Genomic DNA, 18402 nt, shown 5'->3' on the forward strand with positions numbered 1-18402 from the left:
ACCCGGCCGTGTCGGCGGCTGTCGCCGCAACTTCCAACGCACGCGTCCGACTGCATCCCAAGGATTACCATCGACCGGGCCACGCCGCCCCTCTCATGCCCATGAACGTCGACACCGCTTCCGTGCCCCCTGCCATCGCCCAGGAAATGCCCGCCCCCGACGGCCCGCTGTCGCGTGCGCGGCCGGGGCGTGAACGCATCATGGCGGCCATCCGCACGGCGGCGGTGACCGAGTTCAGCCTGCACGGCCTGAAGGGCACCTCCACCCAGGCCATCGCCGCGCGCGCCGGCCTCACCAAGCCCCAGCTGCACTACTACATCGCCGGCAAGGAAGAGCTCTACGAAGAGCTGCTGATGCAGGTGCTGCATGCCTGGAAGGTGGTGTTCTCGTTCGAGGACGCCAGCGGCCCGGCCACGGTGCTGGGCGACTACATCCGCAAGAAGCTCGACCACGCGTTCGACAACCCCGAGATCTCGCGCATCTTCACGCGCGAAGTGCTCGACGGCGGCCGCAACCTCGACCGCTACTGGCCCAACGCGCAGGCCTGGACGCAGAAGAAGGTCGACATCATCAACGGCTGGATCGCGCGCGGGCAGATGCGCCCGCTCGATGCGCGCCTGCTGCTGATGCACATCTGGGCCATGACCCAGAGCTACGCCGACTACGCGATCCAGACGCGCGTGATGCTCGGCCTGCCGCCGGACGCGCCCATCGACCGCGAACCGATCGCGCGGGAACTGGTGGCGTTCGTGCTGGGCGGCTGCGGCATCGAAGCGTAGTCATCCCCTCTGGGGAGCACCTGTTCGGCGAGTGACTTTCGACACTGTTCGCCGCAGTGCCGCGCCTCTACCTTCGCACGGTCCCAGCCGGATGTCCCGGCCTGGTGCATCCGTACACAGGAGGAAGAGGATCATGAATACACGAATGTTCTTGGCCGCAGCAGGTGTCGCCGTGGCGCTGGCGGCCTGCGGGGGTGGCGGCGGAGGCGGCCCGTCGTTCGGGCTGCCGCCGCCGCCGGATCAGGTCCCACCGCCGCCTGCGCCGCCCCCTCCACCGCCGCCGCCCCCGGCGCCCGCGCCCGCCCCAGCACCGGCGGCGATCAGCGCCCACTACAAGTTCCTGAACTTCCAGCAGGACCGGGACCCGGCCACCGAGCCGGCCGAGAAGCGCTACGACGACTACATCGCCCTGCTCAACCGCGAAGGCGCCGCGGGCTACCGCTATGTCGACGGCCTGTCGAGCGGCAACATCGTGTCGCTGCAGGACCATTTCATGATGGTGAAGGACACCGAAACCACCTACACCTACGAGTACAAGCGCTTCGAGGTGGACATCATGTCGAGCGACGCGCTGCCGCGCCTGCTGCAGCAGATGAAGGAGCAGGGCGCCAAGGGCATGGTGTTCGTGAAGCTGCTCGGCATGATCGACATCAACTCGAACAACAACGGCGAGTTCGGCATGCTCTACCGCAAGGACGCGGGCTCGTCGGCCACCTTCGACTTCGCGGCGGCCGACATTCCGCCGACCTCGGGCGACTTCGCGAACCTTGCGAACGCGATGGGCGCCCAGGGCTTCAGGCCGTGGGTCACGCCGCTGCTGCGCGGGCACACGCAGCAGTTCTTCGTCAAGGACCAGAGCAGTGCCGCACGCTACGAACTCAAGGCCGTGCTGAGCCCGCTGAGCGTGGTCGACGGGGACGAGGACGACGTCAAGGCGCAGATCCGCGAACAGGGCGCGGCGGGCTACCGGCTGCTGAAGGCGCGCTTCATGGAGGACTCGAAGCAGTTCATCTTCTACGTGAAGGACACGACGCAGTCGAGCCGCTTCGAGTACGAGTTCCTCGACAACCCCGACAGCATCTTCGGCCTGCAGGAAGCCAATGCGACGCAGGCCAACGGCCAGACCGCGCTCGGCCTGCGCTACTTCGGCCTGCCCGACACGCCCGTGTTCCTGCGCTCGCTGTCCTGCACCGGGCCGCTGTGCCTGACGCCGGACGGCAAGGAAATCTCGGACGGCAGCTGAGGCCGGACGACGGCCGCTCCGCCGGGCTGCTTCGACCAGCGCTCGAGTCCGTCGAGCAACGGCAGCAGCCCGCGCGAACGCGGCGTCCGCGTGTAGCGCACGGTGCGCGGAAAGGCCGACGCCGCCTCCCCCGGCGCATCGGCGGCTGGCGCTACGTGATCGACCGCGCGTTCGAGTAGACCCCCGGGGCGGTTTCCGCCCGCGCGAGCCCCAAGCCGGTGCACCCGGACTGGCACGCCGTTTGCATAACCTGACCACTTGCTCTGATTAATTGGTCAAATTCATGCAGCCGTGCGTCGCCCGCTCCTTTTTGATGGAAACCAGCGCCCCCGTGCACCCGGCGGGGGCGCGTTTCCTATGAACGGCATGAACGGCATGAACGCGCCCGTGCTGCTCGACAACGCGCGACTGCCGCGCTGGCTGCTGCCCGCCGACTGGCCGCAGCGCGACGGCGTGCCCGAACTCACACGCGTCGCCATCGAGGCAGGCCGCGTCCGGTCGGTGCGGCCCGCGACGGACATCGGCACGCCCGGGTCCGGTTGGGACCTCGCCGGCACGCTCGCCCTGCCCGGCTTCGTCGACGCCCACACGCACCTGGACAAGGCCTTCACGCTCCCCCGCATGCAAAAGGTGCAGCCCGGCCTGCTCGGCGCGATCGACGCGATGCTGGCCGACCGCGTGCGGTGGACGTCCGCCGATGTGCGCGAGCGCGCATCGCGCGGCCTGCAGTGGGCCTGGGAATGCGGCACCACACACGTGCGCACGCACGTCGACTGGTGGGAGCCCGACGCGGTGCCGCTGGCCTGGCCGGTGATGGCCGAGCTGGCGCAGGAATGGGCCGGCCGGGTGCGGCTGGAGCAGGTCGCGCTCATCAAGCTGCCGCTGTTCGAAGACGCGGCGCAGGCGCTGCGCCTCGCGAAACAGGTGAAGGCCACCGGACCGCATGGGCTGCTCGGCGGCTTCGTGCATTCGACCAACTGGAGCGAGAACGCGCTGCGCAATCTGCTCCATGCAGCGCAGGCCTGCGACCTGGACATCGACCTGCACGTCGATGAAGAACTCAATGCAGCGGCAGTCGGCCTGCAAACCACCGCGCGCATCCTCCGCGAGATCGGCTTCGAAGGCCGCGTGGTCTGCGGCCACATCTGCGCGCTCGCGGTGCAGCCTGAATCGCAGGCCCTTGCCACGCTCGATGCGGTGGCGCGTGCGCCGATCACCGTGATCTCGCTGCCCGCCACCAACCTGCTGCTGCAGGACGCGGTGACGGGCCGCACGCCGCGGCTGCGCGGCATCACGCTGGTGAAGGAAGCGCGCGAGCGCGGCATTCCGCTGCTGTTCGCGAGCGACAACGTGCAAGACCCTTTTTGCCGCCTCGGCAGCTTCGACCCGGTCGAGGCGCTGGGCACGGCCGCGCTGGTGGCGCAGCTGGACGAACCCTTCGACATCTGGTCGCAGGCGCTGTGCCGCGGCGACTGGCTGCAGCGCACGCCCGCCACGGCGGCGCCCACGCTGGTCGGCGCGAAGGCCGACCTGGTGCTCTTCACCCAGGCCGACCGCCACGGCTGGCCCTCGCGCACCGCCACCCGCGTGGTGCTGCGCGACGGCCGCGTGACGCACGGCGACGCCACGCCCTTCCTCCCCAAGTAAGCAAAGAACAAGGACACCCATGCTCCACGGCTACATCCCGCCCCACCGCTTCCTGCCCTACCTGAGCTGGACCGAAATCGCCGCGCTGCCCGATCGCGAGAACACGGTCATCGTGCTGCCCTGCGGCGCCATCGAGCAGCACGGCCCGCACCTGCCGTGCTCGGTCGACAGCGTGATCGCCTCGGGCGTGATGGGCAGGGCGCTCGAGAAGCTGCCGGCCGAGGTGCGCGCCTTCGCGCTGCCGACCATCACCTACGGCAAGTCGGAAGAGCACCTGCACTTCCCCGGCACGATGACGCTCACCGGCACCACGCTGCTCTCGACCGTGACGGAGATCGGCGAGTCGGTCTACCGCGCGGGCTTTCGCAAGCTGCTGTTCGCCAACGGCCACGGCGGCCAGCCGCAGGTGCTGGAGATGGCGGCGCGCGAATTGCGGCTGCGGCATGGCGACTTCGTGGTGGTGCCGCATGGCGTGTCGCGCCTGCCGAACGCATCGAGCAAGCAGATCAGCGAACAGGAAAAGCGCCTGTCCATGCACGCCGGCCATTCAGAGACCGCGCTGATGCTCGCGCTCGCGCCCGACACGGTGCGCATGGAACGTGCGGCGGCCAACTTTCCGCCGCCCTTCCCGATCAAGCTGCTGTCGGCCGATGGCCGCCCCGCCTGCGCATGGACCGCGCGCGACTTCGGCCCGAGCGGCGTCATCGGCGACCCGACCAGCGCCACGCGCGAACAGGGCATCGAGATTCTCGAGACGCTCTCCGACAGCTGGGCGCAGGCGCTGACCGAGCTGCATGCGCTGCGCTGGGTGGTGCGCGACGAGCCCACCTGGGAGCGCGGCCACCAGCAGGGCTTCATCCAGCAGTCGTTCGTTGCCGCGGCCTGAGGCGCGCGTCTTGCGTCGGCTTTCTTCTTCTTTTTCATCCCGCCTTCGAAAGGTCTCCACCATGCGTTCCTTCGCTCTTTCCCTGGCCGGCGCCGCCGCGCTGTCGCTCCTCACGGCCGCTGCGCCCGCGCAGGCCCAGGACAAGTTCACCTACATGACCAACTGGTATGCGCAGGCCGAGCACGGCGGCTTCTACCAGGCGGTGGCGCAGGGCATCTACAAGAAGCACGGCCTGGACGTGACCATCAAGATGGGCGGCCCGCAGGTCAACATCACGCAGATGATGGCCGCGGGACAGGCCGACTGCATCATGGGTTCGAGCGACATCCAGATGATGCAAGTGCGCGAAGGCGGCGTGCCGGTCGTCAACGTGGCGGCCTTCTTCCAGAAGGACCCGCAGGTGCTCATCGCGCACGATGACGTCAAGAAGTTCGAAGACCTGAAGGGCAAGACGCTGCTCATCGGCGCGCAGGCCAACCGCGGCTACTGGCCGTGGCTCAAGGCCCGGTTCGGCCTGAAGGACGAACAGACGCGCCCCTATACCTTCAACATCCAGCCCTTCGTGGCCGACGCGAACACCGCGCAGCAGGGTTACCTGACCTCCGAGCCCTACGCCATCCAGAAGGCCGGCGTGAAAAGCACCGTGCTCATGTTCAGCGACCACGGCTATCCCTCGTACGCCGTCACCGTGTCGTGCATGGACAAGACGGTGAAGGAGCGCAGCAAGCAGGTCGCCGCCTTCGTGAAGGCCTCGGCCGAAGGCTGGAAGAGCTACCTGGCCGACCCGGCACCGGCCAACGCGCTCATCAAGAAAGACAACCCCAACATGACCGACGACCAGCTCGCCTACAGCGTGGCCAAGCTGAAGGAGATGGGCATGGTCACGGGCGGCGACGCGGCCAAGCTCGGCATCGGCGTGATCACCGATGCGCGCGCCAAGGCGAGCTACGACTTCCTGGTGGCTTCCAAGCTGCTCGACCCGGCCAAGGTCGATCTGGCCAAGACCTACACGACCGAGTTCGTGAAAGAAGCCAAGGTCTTGCCCTGAACCTCGCCGCGCTATGAACCGCATCGAACCCCACACCCTGGCGCCACCGGCCGATCTCGCATCGCCGGTGCCCGCCGTCGAAATCCTCTCGGCCGAGAAGACCTACCCCAACGGCACGCAGGCGCTGCTGCCCGTGGACCTGTCGATTGCCGAGGGCGAGTTCGTCACGCTGCTCGGCCCCTCGGGCTGCGGCAAGAGCACGCTGCTGAAGATGGTGGCGGGCATGCTCGAGCCCAGCGACGGCCGCTTGCTGGTGTGGCGCAAGCCCGTGAGCCAGCTGCATGACAGCACGCGAAAGATGTCGTTCGTGTTCCAGTCGGCCACGCTGATGCCGTGGGCCAGCGTGCAGACCAACGTGCGCCTGCCGCTGGACCTGGCCGGCGTGCCGCGCAAGGAAGCCGATGCGCGCGTTGCGGAGTCGCTCGCGCTGGTGGGCCTGGAGAAGTTCGCCGACGCCTTGCCGCGTGCGCTGTCGGGCGGCATGCAGATGCGCGTGTCGATTGCGCGCGGCCTGGTCACGCAGCCCGATCTGCTGCTGATGGACGAGCCCTTCGGCGCGCTCGACGAGATCACGCGCCACAAGCTCGACGCCGACCTGCTCGACCTGTGGCGCAAGAAGAAGCTCACGGTGATCTTCGTGACGCACTCGATCCACGAGGCGGTGTTCCTGTCGAGCCGCGTGGTGATGATGGCCGCACGGCCGGGCCGCGTGGTCGAGCAGTTCCAGATCGACGAATCGTATCCGCGCAAGGCCGACTTCATGGTCACGCCCGGGTTCGCGCGCTACGCGAAGCAGTTGCAGGACAGCCTGCTGCGCGCCAGCACCACCGAAGAAGAGGCCGCGCCATGAAGACAGCGACCCAACCCACGGTGCCGCTGCTGAGCCAGCCGCGCGTGCAGCGCGTGCTCTACCCGGTGCTCATCGGCGTGCTGCTGGTGGCGCTGTGGCAATGGATGGTGGTCGCGATGGAGCTGCCGCCCTACCTCGTGCCCTCGCCCTACCTCATGATGCAGACGCTGGTGACCGACTGGGCGCCGCTGGGCAGCGCGCTGCTGGTCACGCTGAAGATCACGGTGCTGTCGTTCGCGCTGGCGACGGTGGCGGGCGTGCTCATCTCGTTCCTGTTCGTGCAGAGCAAGCGCATCGAGACCGCGCTCTTTCCGTACGCAGTGCTGCTGCAGGTGACGCCCATCGTGGCCGTGGCGCCGCTGATCATCATCTGGGTGAAAAACCCGGTGGCGGCCATGACGGTGTGCGCGGCGCTGGTGGCGCTGTTCCCGATCATCAGCAACACCACGCTCGGCCTGCGCAGCATCGACCCCGACCTGCAGAGCTACTTCAAGCTGAACCGCGCCACGCGCTGGCAGCAGCTGGTGCGCCTGCGCATTCCGAGCGCGCTGCCCTACTTCTTCGGTGGGCTGCGCATCTCCAGCGGCCTGGCGCTCATCGGCGCGGTGGTGGCGGAGTTCGTCGCGGGCACGGGCGGCTCGGGCGCGGGGCTGGCCTACCAGATCCTGCAGGCGGGCTTCCAGCTGAACATTCCGCGCATGTTCGCGGCCCTGCTGCTCATCTCTCTTACCGGCGTCGCGCTCTTCGTGCTGATGGCCTGGCTCACCAAGGTGGCGCTGGGCTCGTGGCATGCGAGCGAACTTTCCCAGGATTGACATTGACCATGAACGCTCCCGCTTCCGCCATCGAACAACTGCTGCTCGAACTCCCCGACCTCGACTGGATCACCGACGAAGGCCGCGTCACGCGCCTGTCGCAAGACTTCTCGTGGTTCAGCCCGGTGCTCACGCGCCAGCTGAAAGACAAGCGCGCCGACGTCGTGGTTCGCCCCCGCACCGAAGACGAAATCCGCGCCGTGGTCGGCGCCTGCGCGCGCCGCAGCGTGCCCATCACCATCCGCGGCAGCGGCACCGGCAACTACGGCCAGACCACGCCGCTCGCAGGCGGCGTCGTGCTCGACATGACCGGCTACAACGCCTGCCTGTGGGTGCAGCCCGGCGTGGCGCGCGCGCAGGCCGGCATCCGCCTGGGCGAGCTCGAGAAGCAGACCAAGCCCACCGGCCAGGAGCTGCGCTGCGTGCCGTCCACCTACCGCAGCGCGACCTTGGGGGGCCTCTTCGGCGGCGGCTTCGGCGGCGTGGGCTCGATCAACTACGGGCCGCTGAGCGCGCCGGGCAACGTGATCGGCATCCGCGCGATGACCATCGAGCCCGAGCCGCAGGTGGTCGAGCTGCGCGGCCCCGACGCCATGCGCATGCACCACCTGTGGGGCACCAACGGCCTCGTGCTCGAACTGGAGATTGCGCTGGCACCCGCCCATCCGTGGCTCGAAACGCTGGTGACCTTCGACAGCTTCGAGAACGCGCTGAACTTCGCCGACAAGCTCGCGAACGCACCGGGCATCATCAAGCGTGGCGTGACCTTCTTCGCCGCGCCCGTCGCCGACCACCTCGCGCAACTGGCCGCGCACCTGCCCAAGGGTTGCCACACCGTGCTGTCGCTGGTGGCCGAGTCGAACGAGCCCGCGATGATGCTGCTGGTGGAAGCACACGGCGGCACCGTCGGCTACCGCAAGACCGCGGCCGAGGTGCAGAAGAGCAACCGCACGCTCATGGAGTTCACCTGGAACCACACCACGCTGCACGCGCTGAAGATCGACCCGACGCTGACCTACCTGCAGAGCGGGTTCATTCCCGGCAAACATGTCGAGCAGATCATCGAGATGGAAAAGCTGCTGGGCGGCGAGGTCCTGATGCACGTCGAGTTCCTGCGCAACGTGGCGGGCCTGCTGACCTGCAGCGGGCTGCAACTCGTGCGCTTCAGCACCGAGGAGCGGCTGAACGAGATCATCGACATCCATCGCGCCCGCCACGTGCACATCAACAACCCGCACGTGAACATCGTGGAAGACGGCAAGGCCGGCGGGCCGCTGCCACCCGAAGTGATCGAGGTGAAGAAGCGCTTCGATCCGATGGGGCTGCTCAACCCGGGCAAGCTGCGCGACTGGCCGGTGCCTGTCGCGGGTTGAGCCAATCAGCCGGCGGGACCGGCCTCGCTGCCGATCAGTTCGCCGCGTCCATGCGCAGCCGGTACGCCACGCCATCGCGGCCGGGGTCGGCGCCGCCGTGCAGGCCATCGGCCTGGACCTGCACACCGTGCACCCAGCCGATGGTGTAGTTGTACGGGTTGCGGCCAATGGCGTAGCCCTGTGCTTCCAGCGCGCGCGTGGTGGACCGCGGAATGCGGTTGCACACGTCGATGGAATTGCTGGTGGACGAGAAGCGCGGCGCCGACACGGCTGCCTGCATTTCCATGCCGTGGTCGATCACGTTGAGCAGCACCTGCAGCACGCCCATGGCGATCTGCGTGCCGCCGGGCGCGCCGAGCACCACGTCGAGTTCGCCGTCCTTGAAGGTCATGGTGGGGCATGACGAAGTGAAGCGGCTCTTGCCCGGCTGGATGCTGCCGGCGCGGCCCGGGCGCGGGTCGAACACGCCCATGCAGCCGTTGTAGAGGAAGCCCATGCCCGGCGTGATGATGCCCGAGGGCATGGCCAGCGAGTGGGTCAGCGAGACGGCGTTGCCGTCGGCGTCGACCACGCTCAGGTGGGTGGTGTCGCGCGGCACGGGCGCGCCGGGGTTCACGCGCTCCACGCTGAAGCGATGGCCCGCGCGGATCTGCCTGGCCACGTCGCGGGCCATGTCCTTGGACAGCAACTGATCGAGCGGCACGTCGAAGAACTTCGGGTCGCCGATGTTCTGGTCCTTGTCGATCGTCGCCTTCTTCATGGCCTCGCACACCGTCTGCAGGTAGGCGGGGCTGTTGTGCTCCAGGCCTGCCAGATCGAAGTGCTCGAGGATGTTGAGCATCTCCAGCAGCATGGCGCCGCCGCCCGGGGGCTGGTTGGTGGTGATGGTGCGGTCGCGGTAGCGGCCCACCAGCGGCGCGTTGCGCTGCACCTGGTAGCGGGCCAGGTCGTCGTGCGTGATCAGCGCGCCCAGCGACTGCAGGTGCGTCACCATCTTGTGCGCCAGGTCGCCCTGGTAGAACGGGCGCGCGCCTTCGTCGGCAATCTGGCGCAGCACGGCGGCCATGCCTTCGTTGCGCAGCGGCGCACCGATGGGCTTGGGGCGGCCGTCGGGGCGGCAGTACAGCTGGCGGCTGTCTTCGCAGTACTGCAGGCGCTCCAGGTTGCCGACGCGGCCCATGGTGGGCTCGTCGGTCCAGAAGGCGTGCATGCCGGGGCGCACAAAGTAGCCGTCCGCGGCCCAGCGGATGGCGGGCTCCACCACCTGCTGCCACGGCAGTCGGCCGTGCGCCTGATGCATGGCCTCCAGGCCCTTGAGCGTGGCCGGCGTGCCGATGGACTGCGGGCCGATGTCGTTGACGCGGCCCTTGAGGATGAAGCCGAAACCGTCCTTGGTCTCGCCCTCCAGCAGGTGCTCCCACATGTCTTCCCTGGCCGCCAGCGGCGCGGGCGAGTGGAAGTCGAAATACTCATGCACCTGCGCGCCGGGCAGGTACACGGCGGCGGTGCCAAACCCTGCGATGCCGCACATCAGCGGATCGACCACGGTCTGCGCCAGCGCGGTGGCCACGGCGGCGTCCACCGCGTTGCCGCCTGCGCGCAGGATGTCGATGCCGGATTCGGCGGCCTCCGGCTGCGGGCAGACCACCATTGCTTCTTTTTTCATGACTTGTGTTTCGCGATCGCCGGCTTACTTGGCGCTGAGGTTCAGCGCCCCGAGCGTGGGGCCCCAGGCCTTGGTGTCACGCGCCGCCGTTTCCATGACCAGCGCGGAAGGGCCCGACATGGCAATCACGCCCATGCTCTTGAGCTTGGCCTGCACGTCGGGACTCTTGTGGAAGGCGGCAGTCGCCTTGTTGAGCTTTTCCACGATGTCGGGCGGCGTGCCGGCGCGTGCCACCACGGCACTCCAGCCCATGTTGTCGAAGCCCTTCACGCCCAGCTCGCCCAGCGTGGGCACATCGGGCAGTTCGGGGGTGCGCTGTGGCGACAACACGGCCAGCGGATTGAGCTTGTGGTTCTTGATGTGGGGCAGCGCCGTGCCATACACCGGTGCCATCACTTCGGTCTGCCCACCGATGGTGGCCAGGATGCCGTCGGCCTCGCCCTTGTAAGGGATGTGGGTCATCGAAATGCCCAGGGCATTGCTCACCAACTCGACTGCCAGATGGGTGGAGTTGCCCAGGCCGGCGGACGCGAAGTTCAGCTTGCCCGGCGCCGCCTTGGCTTTGTCCGTCAGGTCCTTGAGCGTCTTGATGCCCGTGGCCGGATTGGCCGACAGCACGAACGGCACCGTGGTCAGCATGGTCACGCCCACAAAATCCTTCTCGGGGTTGTAGGGCAGCGGCTTGTAGGTGAACTGGTTGAGCACCATCAGCGACACGCTGCCCAACAGCAGCGTGTAGCCATCGGCGGGCGCATTCAGCGCGGTCTGTGCAGCAATGATGCCGCCCGCACCGGGCTTGTTCTCCACCACGATGGTGGCGCCGATGGCCCTGCCAGCGTGCTCGGCCCACAGGCGCGCGATCGTGTCGCTGCTGCCGCCCGGCGCCTGCGATACGACCAGGCGCACAGGCCGGCTGGGGTAGGAGGCTTGCGCGAACACGGTGGTGGCCGTGGTGGCTGTGACTGCCGCGACCGCGACACCCATCAGGATCTTGTAGACGTTCGTGATTGCTTCAGGCACAGGAATTCCTCTGAGGGTCTTACATAAAAGATGAAGTAATTTTCATGACAACGCCGCCATCCACCTAGTGAAAATGCAAAATGGAACCATGAAGGTTTACTCATGATCGAGCGTTCAGAAGGCCTCTCCTGGGCGCGGGGCATCAAGGTCCGGCATCTGGAATCCTTTCTGGTGCTGGACGAGGCGGGCACGCTGACCGAGGCGGCGGCGCGGCTGCACATGACGCAATCTGCCATGTCGCACTGGCTGGCAGAACTGGAACGCGTGGCGGGCACGCCGCTGGTGGTGCGCGGGCGCAAGGTGCAGCTGACGCCCGCGGGGCATCTGCTCAAGCGGCTGGCCATCACCGTGCTGGGCGACATCGTCCGCACCGGCCGCGAGATGCATGCGGTGGCCGCGGGACGCGTGCCGCGCCTGAACGTGGGCAGCGTCTGGGCCGGCATCGCCGGCGGCCTGCCCGAAGCCGTGACCGCGTTCCAGCAGCGCCATGCCGACGTGGCCGTGTCGATTCACGACGGGCTGTTCGACGACCTGCTCAAGGGCCTGGACACGCGTGCCATGGACGCCGTGATCGGCGTGCTGGATGCCAGGGCGCACCAGCCGCAGCTGGCGCACCACGTGCTCTTCGACGACCAGGTGAGCATCGTCATCGGCCAGGGCAGCAAGCACTGGAACAGCCACCAGCCGCTGGGCTTTGCCGACGTGTTGCGCGAGCAATGGGTGATGCCGCCCCTTGGCACGCTCACTCGCATCCAGATGGATGCCTACCTCATCGAGCAACAGGCCTCGTGGCTGGTGCCCAAGGCAGAAACCGCCTCGCTGGCCATGATGCAGGCCCTGCTGCACAAGGGCGACTATGTCGGCGTGTGTGCGGAATCCATGGCGGACTACATGGCCTCGCTGGGGCTGTTCCGGAAGGTCGCCACTGATTCGAACATCCGCTTCGGCCCGATCACCGTGGTGTGGAACCGCGAGCATGTTTCAGCCACGCTCATGGACTTCATTGACTGCCTGAAGGCGCATGCGCGAGGCTTGCCTGCCGCACACGTGCAGGAGGCGCCCGGCGCTTAGCGGCCCGCGAAGGCAAGTGCCTCAGTTCGATTCGGAAGCCTCGTAGACCACCACTGCCGCGGCCAGGTCCTCCAAGGCGGTGCCTACGGCCTTGAAGACGGTTCGCCCATCACGATCGGCGCGTCCCTGAATCCGGCCCGCAGCCAGATCGGCCAACTCCCCCGCTACATCGTCGGCGGTGAACACGCCGCGCGACATCGGTCCGAGCAGTTCGCCGCTCTTTTGCAACGCTTCTTGCGTATCGACAAACAGACGTGCGCCCGCAAAGCAGGCATCGTCGGCTTCGCGCATTTGCGGCGTGAAACTGCCGATCAGGTCGAGGTGGCTGCGAGGCCGCAGCCACGCGCCCTGCACCACCGGCTGCGTGGCGAGCGTGGCGCAGCTCACGATGTCGACGTCGTTCACCGCCTTGGCAAGGTCCGGCGCAACGGCCGCCTCGATGTTCTGCGCGCACAGCCGCGCAGCGAGTGCCTTCGCCGCAGATTCGTCACGGTCCCACACCACCACGCGTTCGATGGGACGCACGGCGCGGTAGGCCTCGGGAATGAGACTGCCGACACGCCCGCAGCCGACGACCAGCAGCCTGCGCGCGTCGGCTGGCGCGAGGTAGGACGCGGCCAGGGCCGAGGCGGCAGCGGTGCGGCGCGACGTGATCTCGTTGCCGTCGATCTGCGCCAGCGGCTCGCCCGTGCGTGCGTCGTACAGCACATAGGTCGAGAACAGTCCGGGCAGGCCGCGCCGCGCGTTGTCCGGGAAGATGGTCACGGTCTTGATGCCCAGGTAGCGGTCGTGCTGCCACGCCGGCATGACCAACACGGTGCGGGGCGAAGCATCCGTCCCGGCCTGGAGCGAATGCGTGTGCCGCAAGGGCACTTCGCAGCCGGCGATGAACATCTCCCGAAGGGCCGGGATCAGGCGGTCGAAGGGCAATGCACGGCGGGTGCTTTCGGTATCGATGATTTTCATGGGGTCGCGGATGGAATCAGGTGAATGGAGGTGCCGGCCGTCAGGCCTCGAGCACCACGTCTTCGAGCGGGATGGCCTGGCAGGCCAGGCACACGGCCGGGTCTTCCGGTTCGCTGCCGTGCAGATGGCGCACCTTGCCGCTCAGCAGGCGCACGGCGCAGCTCTCGCACTGGCCCACGCGGCAGCCGCTGGCCATCTGCACGCCGAGCGATTCGCCGAAGCTCAGCAACGTGCCCTGCCGGGGCGTCCACGTCGCGGGAGCGTGGCCCGAGCGCGCGAAGCTGACGGTGAAGTGCTGGTCGCCGTCGGTGGGCGGCGTGGCGGGCGAGCGGAACACCTCGCTGAAGATGTCGAAGCGCGGAACGCCCCGCGCCACCAGTCCGGTGGTCACCGCGTCCATCATGGCCGGCGGTCCGCACAGGTAGAAGCGGGCGCGCTGCGCGATCACCGCGTCGTCCACCACGCCCGCGTCGATGAAGCGGGCCGACTGGTAGTCGATGCCCTGACGCTCCTGCCGCCGTGGTGCGTTGTAGTGGTCGACGACCTGCAACTGCGGCAGCCGCGCGCGGTGCTGCGCAATGCGCTCGCGAAACGCGTGGGTCGTGCCGTTCTGGTTGGCGTAGTAAAGCCAGATGGTCGGCCCCGGCGCGCCGTCGGGCAGCGATTCGAGCAGGCTGATGAAGGGCGTGATGCCGATGCCTCCCGCGAAGAAGACCAGCGGTTGCGGCGAGTGGCGCGGCAGCACGAAGCCGCCGGAGGGCGCCCGCAGCGCGAGGGTGTCGCCGACCTTCAGCGCGCGATGCAGATGGCTCGACACGCGCCCCTCGTGCGGCGTGCCGTCGGCCGAGCGGCCGCGCTGGTGGCGCACGGCCACGCTGTAGCTGCGCCGGCCCGGCACCTCGGCCGCGCCTGTGAGCGAGTAGGCACGCGTGACCTGCGTGCCGTCGTCCAGATGCAATTGCATCTCGAGGTGCTGACCGGGTCGGTAGTCGGGCAGTTCGCCGCCGTCGACCGCTTCGAAGTGGATGCCCAGCACGCCGTCGGCCTCGGACCGCAGCGCGCTGATGCGGAAGGGGCGGTAGCCGGGCCACTTGCGCTGCCGCATCTCTGTGGCCGGGTCGCGTTCGATGTCGCAGAGAAAGGAGCGATGCGGCACCGAACCACTCACCGGGTCGCAGCTGTCAGCGGAGATCAGCGCGTTGAAGTTGCTGCCCAATGCGCCTTCGATTGGCAGGCCGTCGCGGTCGAGCTCGGGGCAGCTCTGCCACCAGCCGAACTCGGCCACGATGACGTCGTCCGCCAGTTGCGGCGTGATGCGTGCGACGAAGCGGGCCTCGCCCACGCGCGTGCGGATGCGCATCCAGTCGCCGTCCACGATGCCTTTGGCGGCCGCCAGCGCGGGGCTCAGTTCGGCCACCGGATCGGGCGCGCGCTTGCGCAGCGAAGGCAGGCTGCGGTGCTGGCTGTGGCAATAGAAGCCGTTCTTGGCCGAGCTCAGCACATACGGAAAGCGGCCCTGGCGCGTGGCCTTCGCATCGCGCGGCGTGTCGGCCGGTTCGACAAAGGTGGCGACCGGCGGCTGGCCGTGGCGCAGCAGGGTTTCGGAATAGAGCTCGACGCGGCGCGTCGGGGTGTCGAAGCCGCGCACGCCGGTGGGCGTGGCGCGGGCGTACTTCTGTTCGCTCGCATCGATGGCGCAGGCCATGCCTTCGGGCCGGGCGCGCAACTGGTCGACCGTGAGGCCGAGCGGCTCGAGCATGTGGTTCCAGCCCGCGTCGAGGCTGCCGCCGAAGAAGTCGTCCCCCATGCCCAGGCGGACGGCCAGATCGAACAGCACGTCGTTGTCGGATCGCGATTCGCCGCGCGGCGTCACCATGCGCTGGCGCAACTGCACCCAGCCGGCCGCGCGGTCGTCGATCTCGAAGCCGATGCGCAGGCCTTCGCGCTCCCAGGGTGTGTTGACCGGCAGCAGGATGTCGGCGTACCGGGCGGCAGGTGTTTCGAACAAGTCGCAGTGCACGTGGAATTCGAGCTGCGACAGCGCCTGGTGCGCGAGCGCGGTGTCGGCCTGCGACACGGGCAGGTTGGTGCCAAAGGCCATCATCGCGCGCACCTTGTAGGGCTCGCCTTCGAGCATCGCGCGGTAGGTGTCGCGCGCCGTCACCCACCCGTGTGCGGGAGGGCCGATCGGTCGCTCAGCCAGACCGAGCGCCTTGGCGCGCTGCGTGTCGGGCAGCAGTGAGAGCGCGTTGACGGCGTTGACGCGTGGACCGACGCGAACGCGGTTCGCGCCGATGCGATCGAAGCTGCCGCACAGCGCATACAGCGTGGCGACCGCGCGTTCGGCTTGCGTCGCGTTGGTGTGCTGGCCGATGCCAGTCCAGGCGTGATAGGCCACGCGGCGGCACGTGCCGAAAAGCTCAGCGACCGCGCGCAGCGAGGCTTGCGCAACGCCGGTGATGCGTTCGACATTCGGCGGCGTGTAGGCGGCGCAGCCCTGGGCCAGCAGTTCGAAGGCGGGCGCGCACGACAAGCGATGTGCGCCCACGTCGATCTCGACCGCGCCGCGCAGGCGAAAGTGGGCTCCGTCCTGGGCTTGCGCCGCCTGCTCGGTGTCATAGGGCACCGCGCAGCCCTGCGCGTCGTTCCACGCCATGAAGCGATTGCCCTGGGCATCGGGCCACAGGTCCTGCTCGCGCAGGAAGTGTCCGTTGTCGCCGCGCACCAACAACGGGGCATTGGTCCACGCGCGCACGAAACCTTCGTCGAAGCGCGCGTCCGCGATCAGCAGGTGGATCAGCCCCAGCGCCAGTGCCGCATCGGTGCCGGGCCGCACGGGCAGCCAGGTGTCGGCCTGCCGCGCGAGCGCCGTGGGGCGCGGGTCGATCACCACCATCTTCGCGCCGTTCGCGCGGCCCCGGCCGATGGCGTTGGCTTGAGCCAGCCAGGTGTTCGCGGGGTTGTGACCCCACAGCACGATCAGATCGGCCTGCGCGTAGTCGGCCGCAGGCATGCCGCAGCCGAAGGTGAAGGCGTGCGCGAAGTCCTTGTGCCAGTTGCAGACCTCGGTCGCGTAGCAGATGTTGGGACTGCCGAAGAGGCGCACGAAGCGCTCGATCCAGTCGATGCTGTCCGTCAATGGCGTGCCGCTGGGCGTGGTCACGGCGAACACCACCGACTCGGCGCCGCTCTCGGCCTTGATGGCGCCCAGGCGCTGCGCGGTCTCGGCCAGTGCCTCGTCCCAGCCGATGCGCACCCAGCCCGGGTCCGCGTCGGTCTTGGGCCGGGTGCGGCGCATCGGGTAGCGCAGGCGGTGCGGGCTGTGCACAAGCTCGGGCGCGGCCTTGCCCTTCATGCACATCGCCTGGCCGGTGGGGTGCGAGGCGTCGGGCCGCACCGACACCAGCATGTCGCCCTGCACCTCGTTGAGCGTGCCGCAGCGCGAACGGCAGAGCGTGCAGTAGCCCTGTTTGGTTTGCGTGGGCGCCGTCGTCGTCATCACTTTCATGCGGAATCTGGGCGGCTCAAGGCATCACCGGCGCGACATAGCTCAGCGTGCGGCCGAAGGCCCAGAGCATGAAGAGCACCAGCGGCGCATGAACCAGCAGTTGCAGGAAGGTAAAGCCCACGATGTCGCGTGCCTTCAGCGACAGCACGCCCAGCAGCGGCAGCATCCAGAACGGATTGATCAGGTTGGGCAGCGCCTCGGCCGCGTTGTAGACCTGCACGGCCCAGCCCAGGTGCACCTTCAGGTCGTTGGCCGCCTGCATGACGTAGGGCGCCTCGATGATCCACTTGCCGCCGCCCGAGGGAATGAAGAAGCCCAGCACGGCGGAATACGCGCCCATCACCACGGCGAAACTGTCGACGCTGGAAATGCTCACGAACAGGTGCGCGATGCGGTCCGACAGCGTGATGCCTGCGTCGCCCTTGGCGCCGGTCAGCATGGCCGCGATGGCACCGTACAGAGGGAACTGGATGATCACGCCCGCCGTCGACGGCACCGCACGCGACACCGCATCGAGAAAGCTGCGCGGGCGCCAATGCAGCAGCAGCCCGATCATGAGGAACAGCAGGTTGTAGGTGTTGAGGCCCGAGATCGCGATCAGCGGGCTCTTGGCCATGAACTCCTGCGCCAGCCAGCCGAAGCCCAGCGCGCACAGGAGCAGCGTGAGCAGCGGGCTGCGCTCGAACCACTCGCCGGGGCGGCGCTCGGCGGGCTCGGCGGAAGCGGGCTTGGCTTCCGTGAGGTCCACGCCCAGGTCCTGCGCCGTGACCGCGTGCTTCGCGTCCGGCGCCGACCACAGTGCGATGGCCACCGACACGACCATCAACACCAGCGCCATGGCGACCGACTGCCACAGGAAGATGGTCTGGCTGAACGGGATCACGCCGGTGATGTCGAGAATGCTCTTGGGCAGGCTGCTGGCGTTGGCCTGCAGCTGCGCGGCCGACGAACTGAGCCCCAACGCCCAGGTCGCGCCCATGCCGAGATAGGCCGCCGCACCGCCGGCGCGGTAGTCCATGCGCAGGTCGAGCCGGCCGGCCAGCGCGCGCACATAGAGCGCGCTGAAGATCAGCGAAATGCCCCAGTTGAAGAGCGAAAAAATCATGCTGATCGCCGCCACGTACGCGACGGCCTGGCGCCCCGACACGGGCAGTGCGGCCAGCTTGCGGATGAGTCGCGCGGCCGGCGGCGAGGTCGCCACCACGTAGCCGCCGATGGCCACCAGCGCCATCTGCATCGTGAAAACAATGAGGCTCCAGAAGCCGTCGCCGAAAGACTTGGCCACCGCCTGCGGGCTCGATCCGTTCAGCAGCGCGGCACCCGCGACCACCACCACGGCGATGGCCGCGAACACGAAGGCGTCGGGAAACCAGCGTTCGGCCCAGGCGGTGAAGCGCAGGCCCAAGCGGCTCAACAGCCCGGCATCGGCAGAGGCCTCGTGGGGTACCGGAGGATGGGCGCCGGGGCCGGCGGAAGTGTGTGATGTCGATGGCATGGGGGTCTCCTGCTGCTGCTTCTGGAACGGTGGAC

At 68.3% G+C, this 18402-nt stretch carries 14 protein-coding genes; 9 read left to right on the forward strand and 5 right to left on the reverse strand.

Features of this window, described 5'->3' with window-relative positions; all coding sequences use genetic code 11:
- Window positions 1-146 precede the first annotated feature (146 nt).
- The 8 genes from RZE79_RS19935 to RZE79_RS19970 all read left to right on the forward strand — a co-directional run bounded on the left by RZE79_RS19935 (window position 147) and on the right by RZE79_RS19970 (window position 8641).
- Window positions 147-779 (forward strand): TetR family transcriptional regulator C-terminal domain-containing protein, encoded by a 633-nt coding sequence (locus tag RZE79_RS19935; protein WP_153286029.1) that lies wholly within the window; start codon window positions 147-149, stop codon window positions 777-779.
- A 133-nt stretch (window positions 780-912) separates the two neighbouring features.
- Window positions 913-2022 (forward strand): hypothetical protein, encoded by a 1110-nt coding sequence (locus tag RZE79_RS19940; RefSeq protein ID WP_319356236.1) that lies wholly within the window; start codon window positions 913-915, stop codon window positions 2020-2022.
- Window positions 2023-2397: 375 nt separating this feature from the next.
- Window positions 2398-3669 carry an amidohydrolase family protein gene (locus tag RZE79_RS19945; RefSeq protein ID WP_319361231.1) on the forward strand — a complete coding sequence of 424 codons (1272 nt, stop codon included), beginning with the start codon at window positions 2398-2400 and terminating at the stop codon, window positions 3667-3669.
- Window positions 3670-3688: 19 nt separating this feature from the next.
- Window positions 3689-4555, forward strand: a complete 867-nt coding sequence (locus RZE79_RS19950) for a creatininase family protein (protein WP_153283456.1) — start codon at window positions 3689-3691, stop codon at window positions 4553-4555.
- Between the two features lie 61 nt (window positions 4556-4616).
- Window positions 4617-5603 (forward strand): ABC transporter substrate-binding protein, encoded by a 987-nt coding sequence (locus RZE79_RS19955; RefSeq protein WP_153283455.1) that lies wholly within the window; start codon window positions 4617-4619, stop codon window positions 5601-5603.
- 13 nt (window positions 5604-5616) lie between these two features.
- Window positions 5617-6453, forward strand: a complete 837-nt coding sequence (locus tag RZE79_RS19960) for an ABC transporter ATP-binding protein (RefSeq protein ID WP_319356240.1) — start codon at window positions 5617-5619, stop codon at window positions 6451-6453.
- Window positions 6450-7268, forward strand: coding sequence for an ABC transporter permease (locus RZE79_RS19965; protein ID WP_319356241.1), 819 nt, complete (start codon window positions 6450-6452; stop codon window positions 7266-7268). Before RZE79_RS19960 ends, RZE79_RS19965 begins: the two co-directional genes overlap by 4 nt.
- Before the next feature lie 8 nt (window positions 7269-7276).
- Window positions 7277-8641, forward strand: coding sequence for an FAD-binding oxidoreductase (locus tag RZE79_RS19970; protein ID WP_319356243.1), 1365 nt, complete (start codon window positions 7277-7279; stop codon window positions 8639-8641).
- Window positions 8642-8675: 34 nt separating this feature from the next.
- Here RZE79_RS19970 and ggt read toward each other — a convergent pair whose 3' ends face one another.
- On the reverse strand, window positions 8676-10307 hold the full coding sequence (gene ggt / locus RZE79_RS19975) for a gamma-glutamyltransferase (protein WP_319356245.1): 1632 nt from the start codon (window positions 10305-10307) through the stop codon (window positions 8676-8678).
- 24 nt (window positions 10308-10331) lie between these two features.
- Window positions 10332-11327, reverse strand: a complete 996-nt coding sequence (locus RZE79_RS19980) for a tripartite tricarboxylate transporter substrate binding protein (RefSeq protein ID WP_319356246.1) — start codon at window positions 11325-11327, stop codon at window positions 10332-10334.
- 102 nt (window positions 11328-11429) lie between these two features.
- Here RZE79_RS19980 and RZE79_RS19985 point away from each other — a divergent pair, with 102 nt between their 5' ends.
- Window positions 11430-12398 carry a LysR family transcriptional regulator gene (locus tag RZE79_RS19985; RefSeq protein WP_319356248.1) on the forward strand — a complete coding sequence of 323 codons (969 nt, stop codon included), beginning with the start codon at window positions 11430-11432 and terminating at the stop codon, window positions 12396-12398.
- Window positions 12399-12419: 21 nt separating this feature from the next.
- Here RZE79_RS19985 and RZE79_RS19990 read toward each other — a convergent pair whose 3' ends face one another.
- From RZE79_RS19990 to RZE79_RS20000, 3 genes are read right to left on the reverse strand one after another with little or no spacing between them, the layout of a single operon-like run.
- Window positions 12420-13364 (reverse strand): ornithine cyclodeaminase family protein, encoded by a 945-nt coding sequence (locus RZE79_RS19990; protein WP_319356250.1) that lies wholly within the window; start codon window positions 13362-13364, stop codon window positions 12420-12422.
- A gap of 40 nt (window positions 13365-13404) precedes the next feature.
- Entirely contained in the window at window positions 13405-16872 is a 3468-nt protein-coding gene (locus RZE79_RS19995; RefSeq protein WP_319356252.1) for a molybdopterin-dependent oxidoreductase, read from the reverse strand.
- A 16-nt stretch (window positions 16873-16888) separates the two neighbouring features.
- The gene (locus RZE79_RS20000; RefSeq protein ID WP_319356254.1) at window positions 16889-18367 is read right to left on the reverse strand and encodes a TIGR00366 family protein; all 1479 of its coding nucleotides are present in this window, start codon (window positions 18365-18367) and stop codon (window positions 16889-16891) included.
- Between the last annotated feature and the right edge of the window lie 35 nt (window positions 18368-18402).

This window comes from Variovorax sp. EBFNA2 (assembly GCF_033802765.1).
GTDB classification, from domain to species: Bacteria; Pseudomonadota; Gammaproteobacteria; order Burkholderiales; family Burkholderiaceae_C; genus Variovorax; species Variovorax paradoxus_H.

Excerpts from the sequence above, each read along its gene's own strand:
- RZE79_RS19965 (WP_319356241.1), top strand. The coding sequence starts at position 6,450 with ATGAAGACAGCGACCCAACCCACGGTGCCGCTGCTGAGCCAGCCGCGC.
- RZE79_RS19970 (WP_319356243.1), top strand. The coding sequence starts at position 7,277 with ATGAACGCTCCCGCTTCCGCCATCGAACAACTGCTGCTCGAACTCCCC.
- ggt (WP_319356245.1), bottom strand. The coding sequence starts at position 10,307 with ATGAAAAAAGAAGCAATGGTGGTCTGCCCGCAGCCGGAGGCCGCCGAA.
- RZE79_RS19950 (WP_153283456.1), top strand. The coding sequence starts at position 3,689 with ATGCTCCACGGCTACATCCCGCCCCACCGCTTCCTGCCCTACCTGAGC.
- RZE79_RS19935 (WP_153286029.1), top strand. The coding sequence starts at position 147 with ATGCCCGCCCCCGACGGCCCGCTGTCGCGTGCGCGGCCGGGGCGTGAA.
- RZE79_RS19985 (WP_319356248.1), top strand. The coding sequence starts at position 11,430 with ATGATCGAGCGTTCAGAAGGCCTCTCCTGGGCGCGGGGCATCAAGGTC.
- RZE79_RS20000 (WP_319356254.1), bottom strand. The coding sequence starts at position 18,367 with ATGCCATCGACATCACACACTTCCGCCGGCCCCGGCGCCCATCCTCCG.
- RZE79_RS19960 (WP_319356240.1), top strand. The coding sequence starts at position 5,617 with ATGAACCGCATCGAACCCCACACCCTGGCGCCACCGGCCGATCTCGCA.
- RZE79_RS19995 (WP_319356252.1), bottom strand. The coding sequence starts at position 16,872 with ATGAAAGTGATGACGACGACGGCGCCCACGCAAACCAAACAGGGCTAC.
- RZE79_RS19945 (WP_319361231.1), top strand. The coding sequence starts at position 2,398 with ATGAACGCGCCCGTGCTGCTCGACAACGCGCGACTGCCGCGCTGGCTG.
- RZE79_RS19990 (WP_319356250.1), bottom strand. The coding sequence starts at position 13,364 with ATGAAAATCATCGATACCGAAAGCACCCGCCGTGCATTGCCCTTCGAC.
- RZE79_RS19940 (WP_319356236.1), top strand. The coding sequence starts at position 913 with ATGAATACACGAATGTTCTTGGCCGCAGCAGGTGTCGCCGTGGCGCTG.
- RZE79_RS19955 (WP_153283455.1), top strand. The coding sequence starts at position 4,617 with ATGCGTTCCTTCGCTCTTTCCCTGGCCGGCGCCGCCGCGCTGTCGCTC.